The 19816-nt window shown below is 58.1% G+C and carries 16 protein-coding genes; 6 read left to right on the top strand and 10 right to left on the bottom strand.

All coding sequences use genetic code 11. The features are described from left to right. Positions 1-220: 220 nt before the first annotated feature. The 4 genes from HMPREF2635_RS00655 to HMPREF2635_RS00640 all read left to right on the top strand — a co-directional run bounded on the left by HMPREF2635_RS00655 (position 221) and on the right by HMPREF2635_RS00640 (position 4706). Positions 221-1195: a carbohydrate ABC transporter permease gene (locus tag HMPREF2635_RS00655; RefSeq protein ID WP_046649375.1), complete on the top strand. Its 975-nt coding sequence runs from the start codon at positions 221-223 to the stop codon at positions 1193-1195. Then, positions 1196-2167, top strand: coding sequence for a carbohydrate ABC transporter permease (locus tag HMPREF2635_RS00650; RefSeq protein ID WP_046649374.1), 972 nt, complete (start codon positions 1196-1198; stop codon positions 2165-2167). A gap of 71 nt (positions 2168-2238) precedes the next feature. Further along, positions 2239-3549 carry an ABC transporter substrate-binding protein gene (locus HMPREF2635_RS00645; protein WP_070821085.1) on the top strand — a complete coding sequence of 437 codons (1311 nt, stop codon included), beginning with the start codon at positions 2239-2241 and terminating at the stop codon, positions 3547-3549. Positions 3550-3575: 26 nt separating this feature from the next. Further along, positions 3576-4706 (top strand): ABC transporter ATP-binding protein, encoded by a 1131-nt coding sequence (locus HMPREF2635_RS00640; RefSeq protein WP_049154656.1) that lies wholly within the window; start codon positions 3576-3578, stop codon positions 4704-4706. A gap of 70 nt (positions 4707-4776) precedes the next feature. Here HMPREF2635_RS00640 and HMPREF2635_RS00635 read toward each other — a convergent pair whose 3' ends face one another. Continuing rightward, positions 4777-7698, bottom strand: a complete 2922-nt coding sequence (locus HMPREF2635_RS00635; protein ID WP_070517784.1) for an FAD-binding and (Fe-S)-binding domain-containing protein — start codon at positions 7696-7698, stop codon at positions 4777-4779. 109 nt (positions 7699-7807) lie between these two features. On the opposite strand from HMPREF2635_RS00635, the gene HMPREF2635_RS00630 reads away from it, so the two are divergent. Further along, positions 7808-8785, top strand: coding sequence for a bile acid:sodium symporter family protein (locus HMPREF2635_RS00630; RefSeq protein WP_070821084.1), 978 nt, complete (start codon positions 7808-7810; stop codon positions 8783-8785). Positions 8786-9044: 259 nt separating this feature from the next. Here the strand turns inward: HMPREF2635_RS00630 and HMPREF2635_RS00625 are convergent, their stop codons facing one another. The 3 genes from HMPREF2635_RS00625 to HMPREF2635_RS13570 all read right to left on the bottom strand — a co-directional run bounded on the left by HMPREF2635_RS00625 (position 9045) and on the right by HMPREF2635_RS13570 (position 12285). After that, on the bottom strand, positions 9045-10415 hold the full coding sequence (locus HMPREF2635_RS00625; protein WP_070512732.1) for an MFS transporter: 1371 nt from the start codon (positions 10413-10415) through the stop codon (positions 9045-9047). Between the two features lie 808 nt (positions 10416-11223). Beyond that, positions 11224-11922 (bottom strand): YceI family protein, encoded by a 699-nt coding sequence (locus tag HMPREF2635_RS00620; protein WP_070821083.1) that lies wholly within the window; start codon positions 11920-11922, stop codon positions 11224-11226. A gap of 3 nt (positions 11923-11925) precedes the next feature. Then, entirely contained in the window at positions 11926-12285 is a 360-nt protein-coding gene (locus HMPREF2635_RS13570; RefSeq protein ID WP_046649171.1) for a hypothetical protein, read from the bottom strand. A gap of 131 nt (positions 12286-12416) precedes the next feature. On the opposite strand from HMPREF2635_RS13570, the gene HMPREF2635_RS00610 reads away from it, so the two are divergent. Next, positions 12417-12800 carry an RNA polymerase-binding protein RbpA gene (locus HMPREF2635_RS00610; protein WP_010186588.1) on the top strand — a complete coding sequence of 128 codons (384 nt, stop codon included), beginning with the start codon at positions 12417-12419 and terminating at the stop codon, positions 12798-12800. Between the two features lie 102 nt (positions 12801-12902). On the opposite strand, the gene musI is transcribed toward HMPREF2635_RS00610, so the two are convergent. The 6 genes from musI to HMPREF2635_RS00580 all read right to left on the bottom strand — a co-directional run bounded on the left by musI (position 12903) and on the right by HMPREF2635_RS00580 (position 19675). Further along, positions 12903-13544, bottom strand: a complete 642-nt coding sequence (musI, locus tag HMPREF2635_RS00605; RefSeq protein ID WP_070511924.1) for an ABC transport system MusEFGK2I component MusI — start codon at positions 13542-13544, stop codon at positions 12903-12905. 24 nt (positions 13545-13568) lie between these two features. Then, positions 13569-14483, bottom strand: coding sequence for a carbohydrate ABC transporter permease (locus HMPREF2635_RS00600; protein ID WP_070511921.1), 915 nt, complete (start codon positions 14481-14483; stop codon positions 13569-13571). Positions 14484-14486: 3 nt separating this feature from the next. Beyond that, positions 14487-15332: a carbohydrate ABC transporter permease gene (locus HMPREF2635_RS00595; protein ID WP_070511918.1), complete on the bottom strand. Its 846-nt coding sequence runs from the start codon at positions 15330-15332 to the stop codon at positions 14487-14489. A 188-nt stretch (positions 15333-15520) separates the two neighbouring features. Then, complete coding sequence (locus HMPREF2635_RS00590) at positions 15521-16852, bottom strand: ABC transporter substrate-binding protein (RefSeq protein ID WP_070511914.1); 1332 nt, start codon at positions 16850-16852, stop codon at positions 15521-15523. A 365-nt stretch (positions 16853-17217) separates the two neighbouring features. Next, positions 17218-18462 (bottom strand): DUF4032 domain-containing protein, encoded by a 1245-nt coding sequence (locus HMPREF2635_RS00585; RefSeq protein WP_070511911.1) that lies wholly within the window; start codon positions 18460-18462, stop codon positions 17218-17220. Between the two features lie 82 nt (positions 18463-18544). Further along, entirely contained in the window at positions 18545-19675 is a 1131-nt protein-coding gene (locus tag HMPREF2635_RS00580) for an ABC transporter ATP-binding protein (RefSeq protein WP_070511908.1), read from the bottom strand. Positions 19676-19816 lie beyond the last annotated feature (141 nt).

The following is a 19816-nucleotide window of genomic DNA, read 5'->3' as shown; positions in this document are numbered from 1 at the left end:
CGTGGCCGTTGTGTTCATGCCCGAAAAGGTCTAGCTGGAAAGATGGTGGCGCTTTCTTGCCCGGGAGTTTCTATGGAGTTCTTTCTCCCGTGCTTTGTGTGACGTTCCCCACGCACAGGGAGTGCTTTTGGGCGCTAGGCCCCTGGAATTTTCTTTTTGTTTATTCAATCAAAACGTTGAGTAAACCTTCTGTTTACCGCCTTGGTCTAGCTTCTTCTGCATGGCAAAAACCATCCCCGCGAGCGGGCGAACGGCTGCGATCCCTCCTGTTAACGAGAAGCCGATCGTCTCCGAGGAGTACGCGCGCCACCCACGCAAGCGAAAGCTTGACTGGCGCCAGATCGGCCTAGCGGCATTGCTGATTGGCCCGAACCTTCTCCTTCTCATTCTTTTCACCTATCGACCACTGGTCGATAACATCCGCATCTCTTTCTTTAACTGGAATATTTCATCGCCGACGATGACTTTTGTCGGTCTGCAGAACTACATCGACTGGTTCCAAGCGCCAGATACTGGACGCGTGGTGTTCAACACTGTCGTCTTCACCTTCTTCGCGGTGGTCGGTTCGATGGTTCTGGGGCTAGCGCTGGCATTGCTTCTGGATCAGAAACTGTTTGGCCGTGCGGCTGTGCGCTCAATGGTTTTCGCGCCCTATGTCATCGCTGGCGCGGCGATTGGCGTTGCCTTTCAGTTCGTCTTCGATCCTAACTACGGGCTCATTCAATACTTCTTGGGTCTTATCGGGGTCGATGTGCCGAACTTCTACCAGCAACAGAACTGGGCACTGTTCATGATTACGGTGACCTACGTGTGGAAGAACGTGGGCTACGTTTTCGTCATCTATCTTGCTGCCCTGCAGGGGCGCCGCCGCGATCTCGATGAGGCCTCTGAGATTGACGGCACCCCGGCCGTGCGACATTTCTTCCGCGTGGTCCTGCCACAGCTTCGCGGTACCACGTTTTTCCTGTTAATCACTGTGCTGCTCAATTCCTTCCAAGTCTTCGACATCATCAACGCGATGACCGGCGGTGGACCGTTTGGTTACGGAACCTCCACGATGGTTTTCCAGGTGTACCAAGAGACGTTCATCAACAACCGTGCCGGCTATGGCGCTGCCGTGGCCACCATCATGTTCCTCGTCGTGCTTGTCATTACGGTGCTGCAGATCAAGTTGCAGGAAAGGATGGATAAGTAAATGTCCGAAAAACGCGCGATTCCGGCTTCTATCAAGGTAGGGCTCCCGCAAGCGAAAGGAGAGCTGCCGCCGGTTCCTGGTTCGCAGTCCCTCGCAGCACCAGTCATCACCGAGGCCCAGCGCAAGCGTAAAGGTGAGCCGGTTGATCACGGTCATCCAGCAACGAAGGTCGTCGGCTACATTGCCTTGGTACTGACAGTGCTGATGATTATGGTGCCGCTGTACTTCATCTTCATCACCAGCTTTAAGTCTTTCCAGGATGTGTATTCGGATCCGATTTCCTTCTGGCCTAATCCTTTTAAGGCAGAAAACTATTCCTATGTCTGGCAGACTTCTGGCTTTTCGAGCTACCTGAGAAACTCCATCATCATCACGCTGATTCTCACGGTGGTGGAGGTAGTCCTCGGAGTGCTGACTGCCTATGCCTTCGCATTCATTCGCTTCCCCGGCCGAAATCTGCTTTTCTTGCTTATCATCGCCTCGCTGATGGTGCCCAACCAGATCACCATTATTTCCAATTACTCGTTGGTTGCGTCATGGGGTTGGAGAGACACCTACGCTGGAGTCATCATCCCGTTGGCGGGCGTGGCGTTCGGTGCCTTCCTCATGCGCAATCACTTCCAATCATTGCCGCCGGAGATTCTCGAGGCCGCGCGCATGGACGGGGCAGGATTCTTCACCACCTTGTTCCGAGTGGTCCTGCCCATGTCGTGGCCAACGCTGTCCGCGTTCGTCCTGATCACCGTGGTCAATGAGTGGAACCAATACCTGTGGCCCTTCCTGATTACGGATACACCGGCTGCAGCCACCCTTCCGGTGGGTCTGACCCGCTTGCAGGACGCGGAAGGCGTGACCAACTGGGCGCCGGTGATGGCCGGCACAGTGCTGACAACCCTGCCCATGATCATCATCTTCCTCATACTCCAGAAGCCGATGATTAAGGGCCTGACTGCTGGAGCAGTCAAGGGCTAGCCTGCCTGCTATCCCGACGCCCAACTCGAACAAGTCCCCTGAACTCTTCACTTCTCAAGGAGAACCTCCCCATGTCTCGTAAGATTTCTACTCGTATCGTTGCCGCCTGCGCGGCACTTCTCACCACAGCGTCCTTGACCGCCTGTGCAGGTGGTTCGACCACCGCAGGGAACGACTCAAAGGACGGCGGAGACGCCAACACCATCACCTTCTGGTCCAACCACCCGGGTTCTTCCCGTGACATAGAGCAAGAGCTCATTGATGAGTTCGAGAAGGAGAACCCAGATCTGAAGGTCGAACTGGTTACCGCAGGTTCCAACTACGAGGAAGTTGCACAGCGCTTCAACGCTGCCCTCGCAGGTGGCGACCTTCCCGACGTCCTCGTTGCTTCTGACGTCACGTGGTTCAACTTCGCGCTGAATGAGGCCACGACGCCGCTCGATGAGCTGTGGGAGATGAACGACATTGACTATGAGAGCTACGTCGACACCCTGCGCGAAGACTACAACTACAAGGACAAGCACTACGGCGTTCCGTACTCCCGATCCACGAACCTGATGTACTGGAACACCGATGACCTCAAGGCAGCTGGACTTCCTACCGACCGTGGCCCGAAGGACTGGGAAGAATTCGACGAGTGGGCCACCAAGATCAAGGACAAGCTCGACAAGCCGGCCGTCACCGTTCCGGATGGATCCAACTACCTCGACTGGTACTTCCAAGGCATGATTTGGGCCTTCGGTGGCTCTTACTCTGATGAGTGGGAACCGAACTTTACGTCGAAGGAGTCCATCGAGGCTGGCAAGTTCTTGCAGGACCAGGTCAAGGCCGGTCACATCGAAATCTCCACTGACCCGACCGTAGCCTTCGGCTCTGGCAAAGCCTCTGGACTGCTGGAGTCCACTGGTTCTCTGGGCGGGCTGAAGGAGACGGCGACGATTCCATTCATCACGACCTACCTGCCAGGCCCTGGTCCTTCGGCAGCCACCGGTGGTGCTGGTCTGGCAGTGCCGGCTGGAATTTCTGACGAGCGCAAGGCTAACGCGGTCAAGTTCATTGACTTCCTGACGAACACCGAGAACACCATCAAGTTCTCCCAGAAGACGGGTTACATGCCGGTGCGCAAGGACGCCCTGGATGATCCGGAGGAGAAGAAGTTCTTGGAGGAGAACCCGAACGCCCAGACGGCAATCGAGCAGCTCAACGAGAACACCAAGCCGCAGGATTACGCTCGCGTCTTCGTGCCGGGCGGCGGACAGCGCATTGGTGGTGTTCTTGACCGCATCACTGTGGGCAATGAGGATGTGGAGTCCGCATTCGGCGACCTGCAGAAGGAGACGCAGAGCGTTATCGACCGCGACATCACCCCGAAGCTCAAGTAACACTTCGGATCGTTTGAAAGGACACCATGGCTACTGTTGAATTCCGTCAGGCTTCCAGGATTTATGACCCGAAGAAGCCACCGGCGGTCAGCCGCATTAACCTCGATATCAAGGACGGCGAGTTTCTAGTACTCGTCGGACCGTCTGGTTGCGGCAAGTCCACGACATTGCGCATGCTCGCTGGCCTTGAGCCAATCGACGAAGGCCAGATCTTCATCGACGGGGCCGACGTTACCGAGACCCGCTCGCGGGACCGCGATGTAGCCATGGTGTTCCAGTCCTATGCGCTGTACCCCAACATGACAGCACGTCAGAATATGGCGTTTGCATTGCAAAATGCCAAGGTGGATAAGGCAACCATCGAAGAGCGCGTGAGCTTCGCTGCGAAAATGCTGGAGCTGGAGGACCTTATCGATCGCAAGCCCTCCGCAATGTCGGGTGGCCAGCGCCAGCGTGTGGCCATGGGGCGCGCTATCGTGCGCCAGCCCAAGGTCTTTCTCATGGATGAGCCCCTCTCCAACCTGGATGCGAAGCTCCGCGTATCCACGCGTGCGCAGATCCTTCAACTGCAGCGCGAGCTCAACACCACCACGGTCTATGTCACCCACGACCAAACTGAGGCAATGACCATGGGTGATCGCGTGTGTGTCCTCAAACAGGGCATTATTCAGCAAGTCGCCCCGCCTAAAACACTGTATGAGAACCCCGGTAATTCCTTCGTCGCGACGTTCATCGGTTCGCCGGCTATGACTCTCATCGACAACGTCCCCTTCGTTGACGGTCGCGTTGTCAGCGGCAAAGACCAGGCGCTGGACTACTACATGCCACAGGAACAGGCCGCGAAGGTGGGAGCGGATCACGTCCTCGTTGGTGTGCGCCCAGAGAATTGGGAAATCATCGGCGTCAACCAACCAGGTGAAGAGTATGGGATACCGGTTAGGGTCGATATTGTGGAGCACTTAGGCTCCGAGCTGTACGTCTATGGTGGCCGCGAAGAGTCGGCCAATGACGGGACCGTGGTCCGCGGTGACCGCATCACGGTGAAGGTGCCGCGCGGCATTGACGTGCACCAAGGCGACACGATCTACCTGCGCCCGATGAAGGGCGGGTGCGTGTTTTTCGCCCCGGACACCGAAATCAATTACGACTATCTCTAACCCGGCTCCATCACATCTGTTGCGCCGGTGGCAGAGCTCCCGCTGAGGAGTATTGCCACCGGCGCGTTGCTTATGGAGTGACGACCGGACGGGAGGCCCGCTCCAACAGCACTGCGATTGATTCATAGGTCCGCCCGGAGATCATCTCCAGGCCCATCTCGCAGGTGCGGTTATCGGAGACGAAGGCGTCGAAGTGCTCCGCGTCGAGTGAAGCACGCTCCTCGCGCGTGGCGGACTCGACGAGCTCCGGGTGCAGCATGACGCGGTCACCGGCGGAGCCACAGCACATCGCGCCCTCTGGGACTTTGGCAGAACCGCAGAGGTTCGCCAGGTCAACCAGGGCCTGGCTCATGCCCATGTGGTCAGTCGAGCAAGTTGGGTGGACTGCGATGGAGCCCATGTTTTTCACGATGGGCAGGTGCGGGGCGATTTCATCACGGAGCCATTCCACGACATCGAGGATGCGCAGATCCTCCCAAAGCTTGCGGTCGGCAGGGGAGAGCACCTCAGGAACCGAATCGAGCAACCCGTGGGTGCAGCTGGCAGCATCGACCACGATGGGCAGCTGGCCGTGCTCCGACCAGTGCCAGAGGTCGCGCACAATCTTTTGAGCTTGGTACTCAAACCCTTCCTTGTAGCCCTTGGAGGACCACGGTGTGCCACAGCAATCGCCGGCGACATCCTCGGGGATCCACACCGGCTGGCCAGCCCGGCGTCCCAGTTCCACGATGGCGCGCGGGAGATCGACCGAATCCTTAGCCGCTCCGGCTGGGCGGCCGAAGATGCGGTTGATGCAGGCAGGGAAGTAGAGCGCGCCAGCGCCCTCGCGCGGGGTTTCCGGCAGACGCGATGCGGCCTGCGGAAGCGGCCCCGGGACGGTGGGCAGCAAGTCCGGTGCTACCACGTTACGTGCCATGTTGGCGCCCAGCTCGAGGGGCTTGTGGGGAATCTTGTTGGCGGAGATGATGCCAGCGCGGGCAAGCTTTTCCACCAACTCCCAACGCTGTGCCGTCGTCAGTGCCACCTTCTCGCGGGCCGGGGTGGCCTGCTGGGCGCGCAGCTGCTTCATCACTGCGCCGGTGTCGATGCTAATCGGGCAGGGGATAGAGCAGGTGCCGTCGGCGGCGCACATGTCGACGGCGTCGTACTGATACTCCTTCTGCAGCTGCGCCAAGACCTCTGAGCCTTCTTCCTGCCGGGCCATCTCGCGGCGCAGCACGATGCGCTGGCGCGGGGTCACCGTGGCGTGGCGGGAGGGGCAGACAGGCTCACAGAAACCGCATTCCACACACGGGTTGATCTCTTCCTCGACCTTGGGGAAGGACTTGAAGTTTCGCAGGTGGATGGTCTGGTCCCGGGTGAGCTTCACGTTCGGCGCCAGGATGCCCTTGGGATCGATCATGTTCTTGACTTCCCAGAACAGCTCGAAGGCCTCCGTGCCCCACTCGTGCTCCAGGAAGGGGGCCATGTTCACGCCGGTACCGTGCTCGGCCTTCATCGAGCCCTGGTATTTGTCAATGACCAGCTCGGCCAAATCATCCAAGAACGCGGCATAGGATTCGCGCTCCTCCTCAACGTCGAAGCGCGGGGTAAAGAAGAAGTGCAGGTTGCCAAAAGCAGCGTGGCCCATGACCGACTCCGGGTAGCCGTACTTGGCCTGCAAGTCCAACAGGTCCGCTGCGGCCTCACCGACCTGGGAAGGCGGGAAGCAGACATCCTCGGTGATGTAGGCCGTGCCGTTCGGGCGGTCTGCGCCCAGCAGGCCGTACAGGCCGTTGCGCAGCTCCCACGCGCCGCGCATGCCTTCCGCGGTGGTGAGGAACTCGAGGGGGCGCAGTAGTGGGGCGTCGGCAAGCACGGTGCGCAGGCGATCCATGGCCTTGTCCAGATCTGCCTCGTCGCTGCCGCCGACCTCGACGAGGAGTGCGGCGGCGTCATCGTCGAGGTTGCGCCAGGACTCGGGGGCGTGGGAGTAGTGCTCGGCCGAGCGGCGCATGACCGGGGCAACCAGAAGCTCGCAGGCTTCCGCGCCGGTTTCCATGATGGGGTGCACGTAGTTTGCGGCATCGCGGAGGTTGGGCAGCTCGACCCAGGTCGTGGCCTTTACGCGCGGAAGCTTCACCGTGCGGATAACGGATTCCGTGATAGCACCGAAGATGCCCTCGGAGCCGATGAGGAGGCGCTTGAGAATGTGCACGGGCTCGTCTTCATCGAGGAAGGCGTCGATGCGCAGGCCATTGGTGTTGCGAATAGAGAACTTAGTGCGCAGGAACTTCACCATCTCGGTGTTGGCGCGCAGCTTATCGCGGAAGGCCAGCAGATCGGCGTGGAGCTTCGGCTCCTGCTTGCGGAAGGCCTCGTCTCCACGGGACGTATCCACGATGGTGCCGGAAGGCAAGACGAAGATCAGCTCTTCGATGCTGTGGTAGCTATCGCGTTCCAAGGAGCAGCGCATGCCGCCGGAGTTATCGGCCAGCACGCCACCGATGGTGCACACGGACGTGGAACCCGGGTCCGGCCCCAGCATGAAGCCATGGCGGGAGAGTACTGCCTGGGCATCGCCCAAGATGACGCCGGGGCGCGACCACAGCTTGCGGCCTTCCTCGCGCACTTCCATGCCGCCGAAGTGGGTTTTGACATCGACGAGGATGTCATCTCCCATGGCCTGGCCGTTCAGGGACGTTCCTGCTGCGCGGAAGGTCATATGGCGACCGTGAGAATCGCAGTACTTCATGAGCGCAGCGAGGTCCGCGGCGTTGCGCGGGGAGACCACGATGTTCGGGATGGAGCGGTAGGGACCGGCATCAGAGGAAAAGCGCACGAGATCGCTGAGACGTCCGTGCACGTTTTCTGCGCCGACGATGGCTTCCATGTCCGCAACCAGCTCGGCGGGGGAGCCGTGGCGGTAGCGCTCGGAAACGGCGTCGGCCTGGCTGGTAGCGCCGGCCGGGCGTGAGAAACGAGAGGAATCGGGGCTTAGTAGCTTGGACATATTTCTAATCTATCGCTTGACAGTAAATCTCGACCAAACCGGGTACGTGAGGTTCATCATATGGGATACTCAATTCATATAGTGAGACACATTTTGGAAAGGAAACACTATGACGAACCCGCGCACAGAAGGGGAGACTGGCGAGAAACTCGCCGTCTACATATTCCCCATCGTTATTGTTGCCTGCGCCATTGTCGCCTTTTTGAGCCCCAGCACCTTCGAGCCGGTGGGGCAGTACACCTCGCAATTGCTCATGGTCATCATGTTTTCCATGGGGCTTACCCTGACGATTCCGGACCTGGCCCTGGTGGCGAAGCGCCCATTGCCCATCTTCTTGGGCGTTATCTGTCAATTTGCCATCATGCCGACGAGCGCCGTGCTCGTGGCTAAACTGCTAGGGCTTTCCGACGCCGCCACCGTCGGCCTCATCCTTCTCGGGTCTGTGCCCGGCGGTACTGCCTCCAATGTGATGGCCTACCTGGCCAAGGGCGATGTGGCGCTGTCGGTGGCGATGACCTCGGTATCCACGCTGGTCTCGCCGATCATGACGCCGTTGCTCATGCTGTGGTTGGCAGGGCAGACCGCGGAGGTCAATGGTGCTGGCATGATGTGGTCGCTGGTACAGACCGTCCTCATACCGGTAGGCCTGGGTCTGCTGCTGCGCGTGATTGCAAGCAAGGCGGTAGACAAGGTGCTGCCGGCTTTGCCGTGGGTGGCCATCGCTGGCATCGGCGGCGTTGTCATGGCGGTGGTGTCAAAATCCCAGGACAAGTTGGTCACCGTTGGTCTCGTCGTGTTTGTCGGCGTGGCTATCCAGAACCTTATCGGATTTCTCTTTGGCTACTACATGGCGAAGCTAGCCCGCCAGCGCGAGGAAGCGGCGCGCACCACGGCCATTGAAGTAGCAACCCAGAACTCGGGGCTTGCCTCGGCATTGGCGTTGCAGTTCTTTACCCCGGAGGCTGCGCTGCCGGGTGTGGTCGCCGCGGTGTGGGCCAACGTCACTGGTGCAGTCTTCTCCGCCATCGTGCGCCGCAAGCCCATCGACGACGAGGTGGAATCCAGTAAAACTGCGGTTTCTGTGTAGCAGGTTACCCATCCGGGCACTTAACTCCGCATAGGTGGTTGGCACATGTTTGCCGGCCACCTTTTCTATTTGTGCAGACCTGGAAGTGCAGAGCTGCAGCGTGGGCGTCGTCAAGCGCCCAGGCAGTGCTTTGCGACGACCAGCGGGTCGGCACTTCCAGGTCTGCACTTTTGGAGGCGGCGGGGCGGCGACAAAAAATCTCCCCGCCCGTCGGTGAGCAACACCGGAAGGAGACGGGGAGATGCTTGTGTCTGAAGACCTAAACCTGGGAAAGATCCTGGTCTTTTAGCTCCTGCATCATGAGGATAGCGATGAGGGAGATGAAGCAGACGATGATGAGGTAATAGCCCACGTAGCTCACGTTAAAGGCGCTGACCAGCCACGTAGCGATGAACGGTGCCACGGCGGCACCCAGGATAGAGGAGACGTTGTACGCGATGCCGGAACCGGTGTAGCGGACGTTAGTGGGGAAGAGCTCCGGCAAGACAGCCGACATGGGGCCGAAGATGAGGCCCATGATGAACATGCCGACGAGCAAGAAGCCGAGGACCGAGTTGCGGTCAGCGTGTTCGATGCCGAGGAAGAAGGGGAAGCTGAAACCGAAGGCAATCATGATGAGTGAGGTCACGACCAGGATCGGCTTGCGGCCATACCTATCCGACAGCATGGAAGATACGGGAATGCCGATGATGAACATGAAGATGGAGATCAGCTGGATCTCCAGGAATTCCAGGTAGGGGATTCCCAAACCCAGCCCCTGGGATTTATCGCCGATACCGTAGGAGAGAATCCAGGTGGTGACTAGGTAGAACAGCGTGTAACAGGAGACCATGACGAAGGTACCGATGATCATCGGCTTCCAGGCAGTGCGGAAAGCCTCCACCATGGGGGTCTTGACCTTCTTGCCTTCGTCTACTGCCTGCTGGAAGACAGGTGTTTCCTCCAGGCGCAGGCGGACGTAGAGGCCAATGAGGACCATGACAGCGGAGGCGAGGAAGGGCAAGCGCCAGCCCCATTCCATGAAGGTGCCGGTCGTGTCGCCGCGGGAGTAATCCATGGTCGCAACCAGAGTCAGGAAGAAGCCATTGGCGAGCAAGAACCCGAAAGGTGCGCCGAACTGCGGCCACATGGCGGCGGAAGCGCGCTTGCCTTCCTCGGCGGTCTCGGAAGCCAGCAAAGCTGCACCGGACCATTCGCCGCCCAAGCCCAAACCCTGGCAGAAGCGCATCAGGGCCAACAGGGCAGGCGCGATGATGCCCGCGGTCTGGTACGTGGGGAGGACGCCGATGATGAAGGTAGCAATGCCCATCGTCAGGAGTGCACCCACGAGGGTGGCCTTGCGGCCGATGCGATCGCCAAAGTGTCCAAAGAGCACTGAGCCCAGTGGCCGGGCAATGAAGGCCAGGCCGAAGGTGGCAAAGGACTGGAGCAGGGCAACGGTGGGGTCCTCGGTCTTCGGGAAGAAGAGGAAAGGAAAGACGGCTACGGCTGCCGTGGCATAAATATAGAAGTCATAGAACTCGATGGTCGTACCAATGGTCGATGCCACGGCCACACGCACGCGGTCACGTTTTGTGAGCTGCTGTGCTGGGGCCGCTGTCTTTGGCGGCGTGGTGCTGACGGCGGTCATGTGGGAAGCGCCCTCCTTGATAATTTCAATAGAGTGATTGATTATGTGGGAAACATTACCGTCCCATAGATTGAAATCCAACTCTCACCACATGATAAATTTGCGAGAACTGGGAAGAGGTTGACATGTTGTGGTGCTGTGGCCGTGACTATTGGGCGGGGAGGGTGCGCAAATACAATCTGACATAATGTACATTATCGGACAATAACTTGTGCAGCGGGCGGCGTGACTTCGCATCTCCCATCTCTGAGCTCGCATGGATCTATGCTCAGGCCTTGACGGCGCGACCCTTGCTGAGTCATGGGCGCCGGCGGAGCCATGTGTGTGTTGCGCGTACTCAACTAGCTCTTGATGCTTTACTCCGAGTTGCCTGTCCTGTCCCGGAAGTTCAAGCCTTCAGCTCATTTGGGCGACTTCTTTGTTCGCTGCCTTCCGGGCGGCTTTCCCGTGCGTCATGCGATGGTCGGAGAACTGTCATGTGTGCAAGTGGAATATTCGTGGTGACGCCTTTAGATCTGGGCCGATCTGCGCCTCCCTAGCCGTCCTTGGAGCGACCCCTTTTAAGGCACAATATAGTCACTGTTACGTAATGGTGCGGTATTTGGGGGGAGTCCATCGGAGAACTGTTTTAGCGCCGTTGGTAAGCCATCACCAGCTGCACCACGGTGAGAGCTACAAGCACTACAGAAAACGCTGCCAGAAGCTTCGTCCCCTGAAACCAGATGAAAATACCGAACCCTGCGAGTACTACGAGACGCACCCACAGGACAGGAATAAGATGCTGATAATTCATGACTGACCGGATGCGTTACTTCTCGAGGGTAACGCGAACGTTAACGTCGCCGACCTCAGAGATCTTCGCGGCGATCATCTCCGGGGCTTCGACGCCGAATTCAAGGCGGTTAATCGGAATATCGCCGCCCAAAATAATGGTGTCGCCATCGCGGACTACCTGGAAGTCCTGTGTCACGTTCTTGGTCTCGCCGTGGATGGTCAAGTCACCAGTCAGCGGCACGGTGACCAATGAGCCGTCGTCAGGCACAGCGGAGACATCTGCCGGCTCGGTCAACGTGAAGGTCGACTCTGGGTACTTCGTTACCTCAAAGAGCTTCGACTTCATGTTCTGATCGCGCACCTTCTTGTCCGTGGTCAGGCTCGCCATGTCCACGGTGATGCTGGCTTCCTCAACGACCTCGTCCTTGATGGTTGCCTGGCCCGTGACATGCTTGGTGGAGCCAGACGTCGTGCGCTTATCCGCCGGCAGGATCTCGTCGATGGTAAACCCAGCTGAGGTGTAGTTGTAGGCCGAACCTTGCACCACGTGCCATTCGCCATCAACGTCCGTTGTTGCGGCATGGACCTTATCCGCGTTGATCGGTTCGGTCTTCACACCGCGGCCCATGATCACCGAAAATGCTAGCGGTCCAAGGGCCAGCGCTGACGAGGCCAGAATCAGGACCACGAAGATACTGACAACCAGTTTGCGGTTACCTAATACGGATTTCATGTACTATCTCAATTCCTCAAGCTTACGAGCCAGTGCGACCAGTTCGGCACACAGCTGTTCCATCTCTTCAGCACTGGCGCTTTCCGACGCCGCCGTGGCCACGTCCTCGGCACAGCACCGGAGCTCAAAGAGACCGTCGCGGAGACGGTCCGCCTTGTCTGGAGTTAGGATGACAGCGTCCACGGGAATGGATGTCCCGACCACGTTGTGGCGCTGCTCGTATGCTCGTTGCTTGCACGAGGGCGAACAGAACTTGCGTGGCCTTCCCCGCCCGCCTTGTGCGATCTCTTTGCCGCACCACTGGCAGGTTGCCGTCCGGTGCCTCGAGGGCTTGCCGGGCTGCGGATCCTGTGTACCAATCACCTCACTCACCTTAGCCCATTAACCCGAGGGTGGGAACAAAGGCCGTGGGCCATTCGTTATAATGATAGAACTTTGGGTGATATAGGTCGACCCTGATCCCTTCCCTCAACGCTTGAAAAGGATGATGTTGCATGGCAGATCGCGTACTCCGTGGCAGCCGCATGGGCGCAGTGAGCTACGAAACCGACCGCGACCACGACTTGGCCCCGCGCCAGATGGTGAAATACCGCACCGAGGACGGCGACATCTACGAGGTGCCCTTCGCCGATGACGCGGAAATCCCCGAGGAGTGGATGTGCAAGAACGGTAAGCTCGGCACCCTTGTTGAGGGCGAGGGCGTTGAGTCCAAGCCGGTGAAGCCGCCGCGGACCCACTGGGACATGCTGCGCGAGCGCCGCTCCATTGAGGAGTTGGATGAACTTTTGACCGAGCGCATTGAGAATCTTCGTTCTCGTCGCCGCGCGGCCGCCCGTCTGCTCAAGGAACAGAAGGCGCAGGAAGAAGGCGAAGCTTAGAGGGCTTCTAGGAAGCCCACAAAGACCACAGGGTAGCGGATCCACGATGACGTGGATACCGCTACCCTATTTTCGGCTTTAGGCCAGCTGGCGCGCACCGCGTTAGGAAGAAGAGCTATCGGGTGATTGCGAATTGAGTTCGGGCCATTGCAGCACTAGCTCGGCGAGATAGACCGCGAGAGCTGGGCCCAGCACCGCGAGGAAGAACAGGTAGCCTCCCCACTGCGCTGGGAAAAAGACGGGATACAGAACAAGCACTATGCCAGGCAATACTGCCAATAGAGTACGCGGTAGGTGCCCTACCGCCTTCATTATGGCCTGTGTGCTTCTTTGACGGAATCCGAGCCCCGGTGCATCGAGATGGAAGAACCATACGCTGACACAGCCCAATACGATAAGCCCCGAGATCAAGGCTGCGCGCAGTATCAGGCCCATTGAACCCAGATCTGCCTTGGCAATAATCGCGAATTCATACGCGGCTAAGGCGGCGACGGCGAGGCAAATCAACCACCATGCGGTGTTGACCCCGGGACGCGTCAGAAGGCCCCGAACGAAGGCTGAGCCGCGGCGAGAACCTTCCTCCCGGACCATCTGCCCGGTCACCGCATGGGCGGTGCGCAAGGACATTCCCCCGGTGAACACGGGAAAGCACGTGATCACCAAGAGAACATTCACGATGACTAGGTCAGCGAAGAGGCTCAGAGCAGCATAGAACTTCGATTCGGGGCCGAGCATGCGATTCATGGTTTTCTAACCTATCGCACCGGTTTAACCCTTCACGGCACCGGCAGCCACACCTTCGATGATGTGCTTCTGCGTGGAGAAGTAGAAGATGACGATGGGGATGATGGCCAGTACCAGCATGGCCATCATGGCACCCATATCGCGGTTACCGTTGGAGCCAACGAAGGACTGGATGACCACCGGGATGGTCTTGTATCGCGTGGACAGACCGATGACCAAGTACGGCAGCAGGTAGTCGTTCCACACCCACATGGCGTTGAGAATGGCCACGGTAATGGCAGTCGGCTTGAGCATGGGCCACACCACACGGAAGTAGTTTTGGATCGGCCCACAACCGTCGATCATCGCGGCTTCCTCGACATCCAGAGGGATGGACTTGACGAAGCCTGCAAACATGAACACCGACAGACCGGAACCGAAACCGAGGTAAAGCACCACGATACCGATCGGGTTGTTGAGGTGAAGCATGTCTGCAATCTTGACCGTCGGGAACATGACCATCTGGAAGGGGATGATCATGGAGACCACGAAGAGGTAGTACAGAAGGTTTGTCCACCACGTCTTGACGCGCGTGATGTAGTAGGCGGTCATCGCGGAGAAGAACACGATGACGATGACGGACAGGATCGTGATGATGAAGGACCACAAGGTCGCTTCCAAGAATCCCTGCTTGGTCAAGCCCACCATGAAGTTCTCGAAGCCGACCCACGTTTCACCGATGGGAAGCGAGAAAGGATCGGAGGAGATAGCGAACTTGGACTTAAAGGAGTTGATGAAGATGAAGAGGATCGGCCCAAGGAAGACGATGGTGAAGAACACCAGAATGGCGTAGACCACGAACTTGGCGCCACCAGACATCCGAGTCTTATTATCCAAGGGAAGCTGGTGATCCTTCTTCTTCGAGGCCGGAACGGCCTGCGCTGAAGTGCTGGTAGTCATAACTTAAGCCTCGATTTCCTTGGAGCGGGTCGCGCGCAGCTGGAAGTAAGCGATGACGACCACAACGACGACGAAGATGACAGCCTTGGCCTGGCCGACCCCCTCGACATTCATACGGTTAAAGAGCGTGTTGACGATGTTGAGCGCCACCATCTCAGTTTGCCCGCCAGGAGCGCCGTTGGTCAGCGCCAAGTTCTGGTCGAAGAGCTTGAAGGAGTTCGACAAAGTCAAGAAGAGGCAGATGGTAATCGACGGCATGACCATCGGAATAGTGACGTGGCGCAGCATCTCCCACTTATTGACACCGTCGAGCTCGGCAGCCTCGATGAGCTCGGGCGGGACGTTCTGGAGGCCGGCGATATAAATGATCATCATGTAGCCGATCAGCTGCCAGTTAAGCAGCATGATGAGGCCGGCGTAGCCAAACTTCCAGTCCGCACTAATCGTTGTGGAATAGTGCGAGAGCACGGCGTTGATCATGGTCTGCCAGGTATAACCCAGCACGATGCCGCCGATGAGGTTCGGCATGAAGAAGACTGTGCGGAAAAAATTGGTACCGCGAAGTTTGCGGGTCAGCATCCACGCCAGGAGGAAGGCGAAGACATTGACGGTGATCACGGAGACGATGACCACGAGGACAGTGAAACCGAAGGCTGAAACGAAACCTTCGCGTTGGGAGAAAGCTTTGGCGTAGTTGTCGATGCCAACCCACTTGGCGTTGGTGATGGTGGTGAACTTCGTAAAGGAAAGGAAGAAACCCACGATGAACGGCACCAAGAAGGCAATCATGAATGCCAGAAGGGTGGGCAAGACAAAGACCGGGAAGTACTTCTTCAGCGTTGCTTGCATGGTGGTGAAACCTTAATTTCTGGTGGTGCCACACGTGTCCTAGCGGGAAGGCGGTGAGGAGAGGAGGCTGAGGATGCGGAGAACCAGTCGCGCACGTGCTACCGGCGTGGGCCACAATCCCCACCTACTCCCCTCCCCGCCCTCCATTGCCGGAAGACGTTTGGCGAGGGGATTGGGACTTTAAAGATTTAGCCCCAGTTGGATTCCTTCTCAGCAGCCCAGTTGTCCTTGAACTGCTTGACGACGTCCTCCCACTTCAGCGTTCCGGAGGCGTATTGCGACAAGGCCTGGCCGAAGTCATCCTTGAATTGCTGCGACGGGAAGTACTGGAAATTCCACGGGTAGGTGGTCAGATCCTCGTTAGCGATAGCTTCCGCGACCTGCTCAGCAAGGGGATCATTCGGGGTGTCTTCAGCGGTGTAGCTTTCGAACGGTGCGATGAAGCCCAGGTCCTTCACCACGTGCTCCTTGCCAGCATCAGAGGTAAACAGCCAATCCACGAAGTCCTTAGTGGCTTGCTGGTCGACCTCAGAGGCCTCAGAGTTCACGCCCAGGTAGTTCTCGGTGCCGACGTTGATGCCGTACTTTTCTTCGTCTGGCAGACCCATGTACATGGGCAAGAACTTGATCTTGTCTTCCTTGACCACGTTGCCAGAGGTCTCGGAAATCTGGGACCATGCCCAGTTACCGTTCTGAACCATGGCGGCCTTACCCTGCGCAAACTCAGCCATGGAATCAGACACCGTCTTAGAAGGTGCAAGAGACTTTTCTACGGTGGAGTTATCAAGGTAGAGGTCGAAGAGATTCTTGTACTCCTTGTTGTAGGAGAACTCGATATCGTTGGTGTCCTCGACGTTCTTGTCCTGGTACTCCTGCCAGATCGGAGCGTTAGCCAAGTGGGTCTGCCAACGCCAGTCTTCACCGGAGGTCAGTGAGGTGGAGGCGAAGGCGCCCTCGATACCGAGCTCGTCCTTCTTTGCCTGCATATCCTCGGCGACTTCCTTGAGCTTTTGGTAGCTCTTGATTTCATCCGTGGACTTGATCTTCGCGCCGGAGGTGGCGATGTACTTGTCGAAGATCTCGTCGTTGTAGATGATGCCGAAGCCTTCGACGGCGAACGGGACGCCGCGTACCTCTCCGTCCTCGGTGGTTAGCGGTGGGATGTCGTCGGTGAGCTGCTTAGCTACCTCAGTGTCCGACATATCCGCCATGTAGTCTTGCCAGGTGATGAAGCCAGCAGGTCCGTTGACCTGGAAGAGAGTCGGGGCTTCATCCTTACCGATTTCCGCCTTGAGGGTCTGCTCATAAGAGCCGGAGGCGGCGGTAACGACCTTGACCTTGACACCGGTTTCTTCAGTGTAGGCCTTTGCGATCTCCTGGTATGCCGCGTCCTGTTCAGGTTTGAAGTTCAGGAAGTAAACATCGCCTTCCTCGTCGGTGGAGCCTGAGCACGCGACGAGACTTGCGGCGGCGAGCATGGATGCCATGCTGATGGATGCGATGCGAGTAAGACGCTTCATGAGGTCCTCATCTTTCTTGATGAAAAGCGGGATGGTGGGCCAGGGATAGATACCCGGCTCGTATTCGGTTGTGTCTGGGAGACCTCCCGTAACGAAGGCTTCTTCCCAGCGCCACCAAGTGCTTCATAGCGGATCGCAGTCCGACTATGAACTGGTTAGCCTGCCCTCCATCTTAGTGAGGTATTCCACATATTCAAAAGAATTCGGACATAAAACACCCGATTGTGACCATATCCATATTCGGGCATGGAAACCCTCCCCATTTATGGGGCAATCGGGCTTAAAACTTACAAAAACATATAAAAAGCAGTTGAAAAAGTCTGGTTGGATTTGAGATTGCGGGCGTTGTTGGGACACGCGAGAGGTTATGACAAGTCTTCGTCTGCCGGGGGCGTGTTGAGGAGCCGGGCCTCAGCACGGCGGGCTGGTAGTACAGACGCCAGATAGGATGCCGTGGCCTCCGCGAGCGTGACGGCCTCTCCCCTTTCCTGGGCGAGGAACCAACGGTGATCGACTATCTCGTGGAAGATTTGTGCCGGCTCAAGCTTGTCTAGCATCTCTTCGGGCACGGCAGCGATAGTCGGCTCATACTCATGCGTCATCCACAAGTGCGCGGCCTGGGTAAGGCCGACGTGAGGCCCACATTCCACGGCCTGGTAGGCCTGGATGGAGCCTAGAAGGCGTTGGGCTTGATGCTCTTCGACGCTGAGTCCAGTTAAGCTCAACAGCTCTGCACGATAGTGACCCGGATCCACCACTACGGGCCGGATTCGTACTACCTGCCGAGAATCGTCCTTGGTTACCTTGAGCTCCCCTACATCAAAGCCCAGTTGGTTGAGGCGGTCGATTCTCTCGGAGACGCGCCAGTACTCACTGGCATCCACGGCCTCCTCAGCGGTGAGTTCTGTCCACAGCTCAAGATAGGAACTCTCGACAAGGCTGCCTAGTGCAATGACATCGATAGACCCATCCAAGCATTCACCCGCCTGTAGGTCCATGAGCTCGCCGATGATGTTGACGCGGGCAATGTCGACGTCGTACAGCCTGCGTGATTCGGAGAGGTTGGGTTGGAACTCGCCCGTCTCGGCATCGACAAGATAGGCGGAATAGGTCTCAGCATCGCGCCGAAAGAGAGTGTTGGACAGTGACACATCGCCCCAGTAGAAGTTGAGCAGATGCATCCGCACCAACAGCACGGACAGGGCGCGGATGAGCTTCTCCGCTTCCACGACCGTGAGGTGCCGAGAGAAGATCTCGCGATAGGGCAGGGAGAACTCCAAGTGCTCGGTTACCAAAGCTGCGGTGAGTTCCCCGTAGTCTTCCTCTGCCGGATGGCGGCCGGTGATCACGGCTACGGGGCGCACACTAGGGGCGCCAAGGCGCTGCAGTTCACGCAGCATCTTGTACTCGTGGTGGGCGGTACGCGCACCAATTTCCTTGACCGCGACGATGCCACGGTTGATCCCCACGAACCGCACGATATGCCGGGAAATACCCCTGGGCAATGCGGCGATGAGAGCATCGGGCCACTGCTCTAAGGGTGTGTCCCAGGGCAGCGTCAGCAGTGCCGACGCGTACGTCGACGAGGTGATGCTCATGGACTCTTTCATGGTGAATCACTCCACCTTTTCTGCTGACTATGGCTGAAACTGTCCTATTCATTACGTGCCGCGGGGCAGCGGGCACGCGGGCTTAAGGAAGGCGCTTGCCGGTCGACGCCGAGAAGTTGTGCTGGCCACCCTCCACGATGCGCGCGTGGAAAATGCTGCCCGGAGCCGGCGCGGTGTTCGGCGCAGCGCGGACGACGATTTGGCCGGACTCGGGGACGTCCTCGCTTGAGGATCCAAGGTCGCCCTCGCCCACCAACTTGCCGTAGAGGAAGGAATCAGAACCAAGTTCCTCCACGAAGTCGAGCTTGATCGGGATGGAAAGATCTGTGGACTCGCCCTCCGGAATGATCTCCAGTGCCTCCGGGCGGAAACCGATGGTGATGCGGCCATTATCCTCGGGCGTCATCGCGGCAAGGGTTTCCGGGGAAAGCTTGATGCGAGCGTGGCCAGAGGTGGCGTCGCCATCCTTGACTGAGAAGGTGCCCAAGTTCATGGCTGGGGAGCCGATGAAGCCCGCGACGAAGACGTTGGCGGGGCGGTCATAAAGCTCGCGGGGCGCGCCAACCTGCTGCAGGTAGCCATCCTTCAGCACCGCGATACGGTCACCCATGGTCAAGGCCTCCGTCTGGTCGTGGGTGACGTAGACGGTGGTAACTCCAAGCTTGCGCTGCAGGGCTGCAATCTGGGTACGCGTCTGAACACGCAGCTTGGCATCGAGGTTAGAAAGCGGCTCATCCATGAGGAAGACCTGCGGGTTACGAACAATGGCGCGGCCCATGGCCACACGCTGGCGCTGACCACCGGACAGGGCCTTCGGCTTGCGCTCCAAGAATTCGGTCAGGCCCAAGGTAGCGGCTGCTTCGTCGACGCGCTTATTGATCTCGTCTTGGGACTTGCCGGCGATCTTCAGTGCGAAGCCCATGTTCTCGCGCACGGTCATGTGTGGGTAGAGAGCATAGTTTTGGAAAACCATGGCGATGTCACGGTCACGCGGTGCAACGTGGGTGACGTCCTTGTCTCCGATGTAAATGGCACCGTCAGTAACGTTTTCCAAACCGGCCAGCATGCGCAGTGTGGTGGATTTACCACAGCCGGAAGGACCGACGAGGACGAGGAACTCGCCATCAGCGATTTCCAGGTTGAATTTCTTGACGGTGGGTTCCTTTGCTCCCGGGTAGGTCAGGGATGCATCTTTGAACGTTACGGTTGCCATAGCAAAATCTCCTCCATCGACAGGTACGTGCCGAACGATCCGTAGTGTGAGAAACAGTGAAGTAAATCACTGTGCACCAGATACAGTGCTACTTATGACATTAGCACTAGCACTGGTAACTACGGCAAAAGCCCGGAAACC

The organism is Corynebacterium sp. HMSC035E02, assembly GCF_001836065.1.
GTDB lineage: Bacteria > Actinomycetota > Actinomycetes > Mycobacteriales > Mycobacteriaceae > Corynebacterium > Corynebacterium hiratae.
Note: the sequence above shows the minus strand (reverse complement) of the source record. Positions and strands in the feature narration are given on the sequence as shown.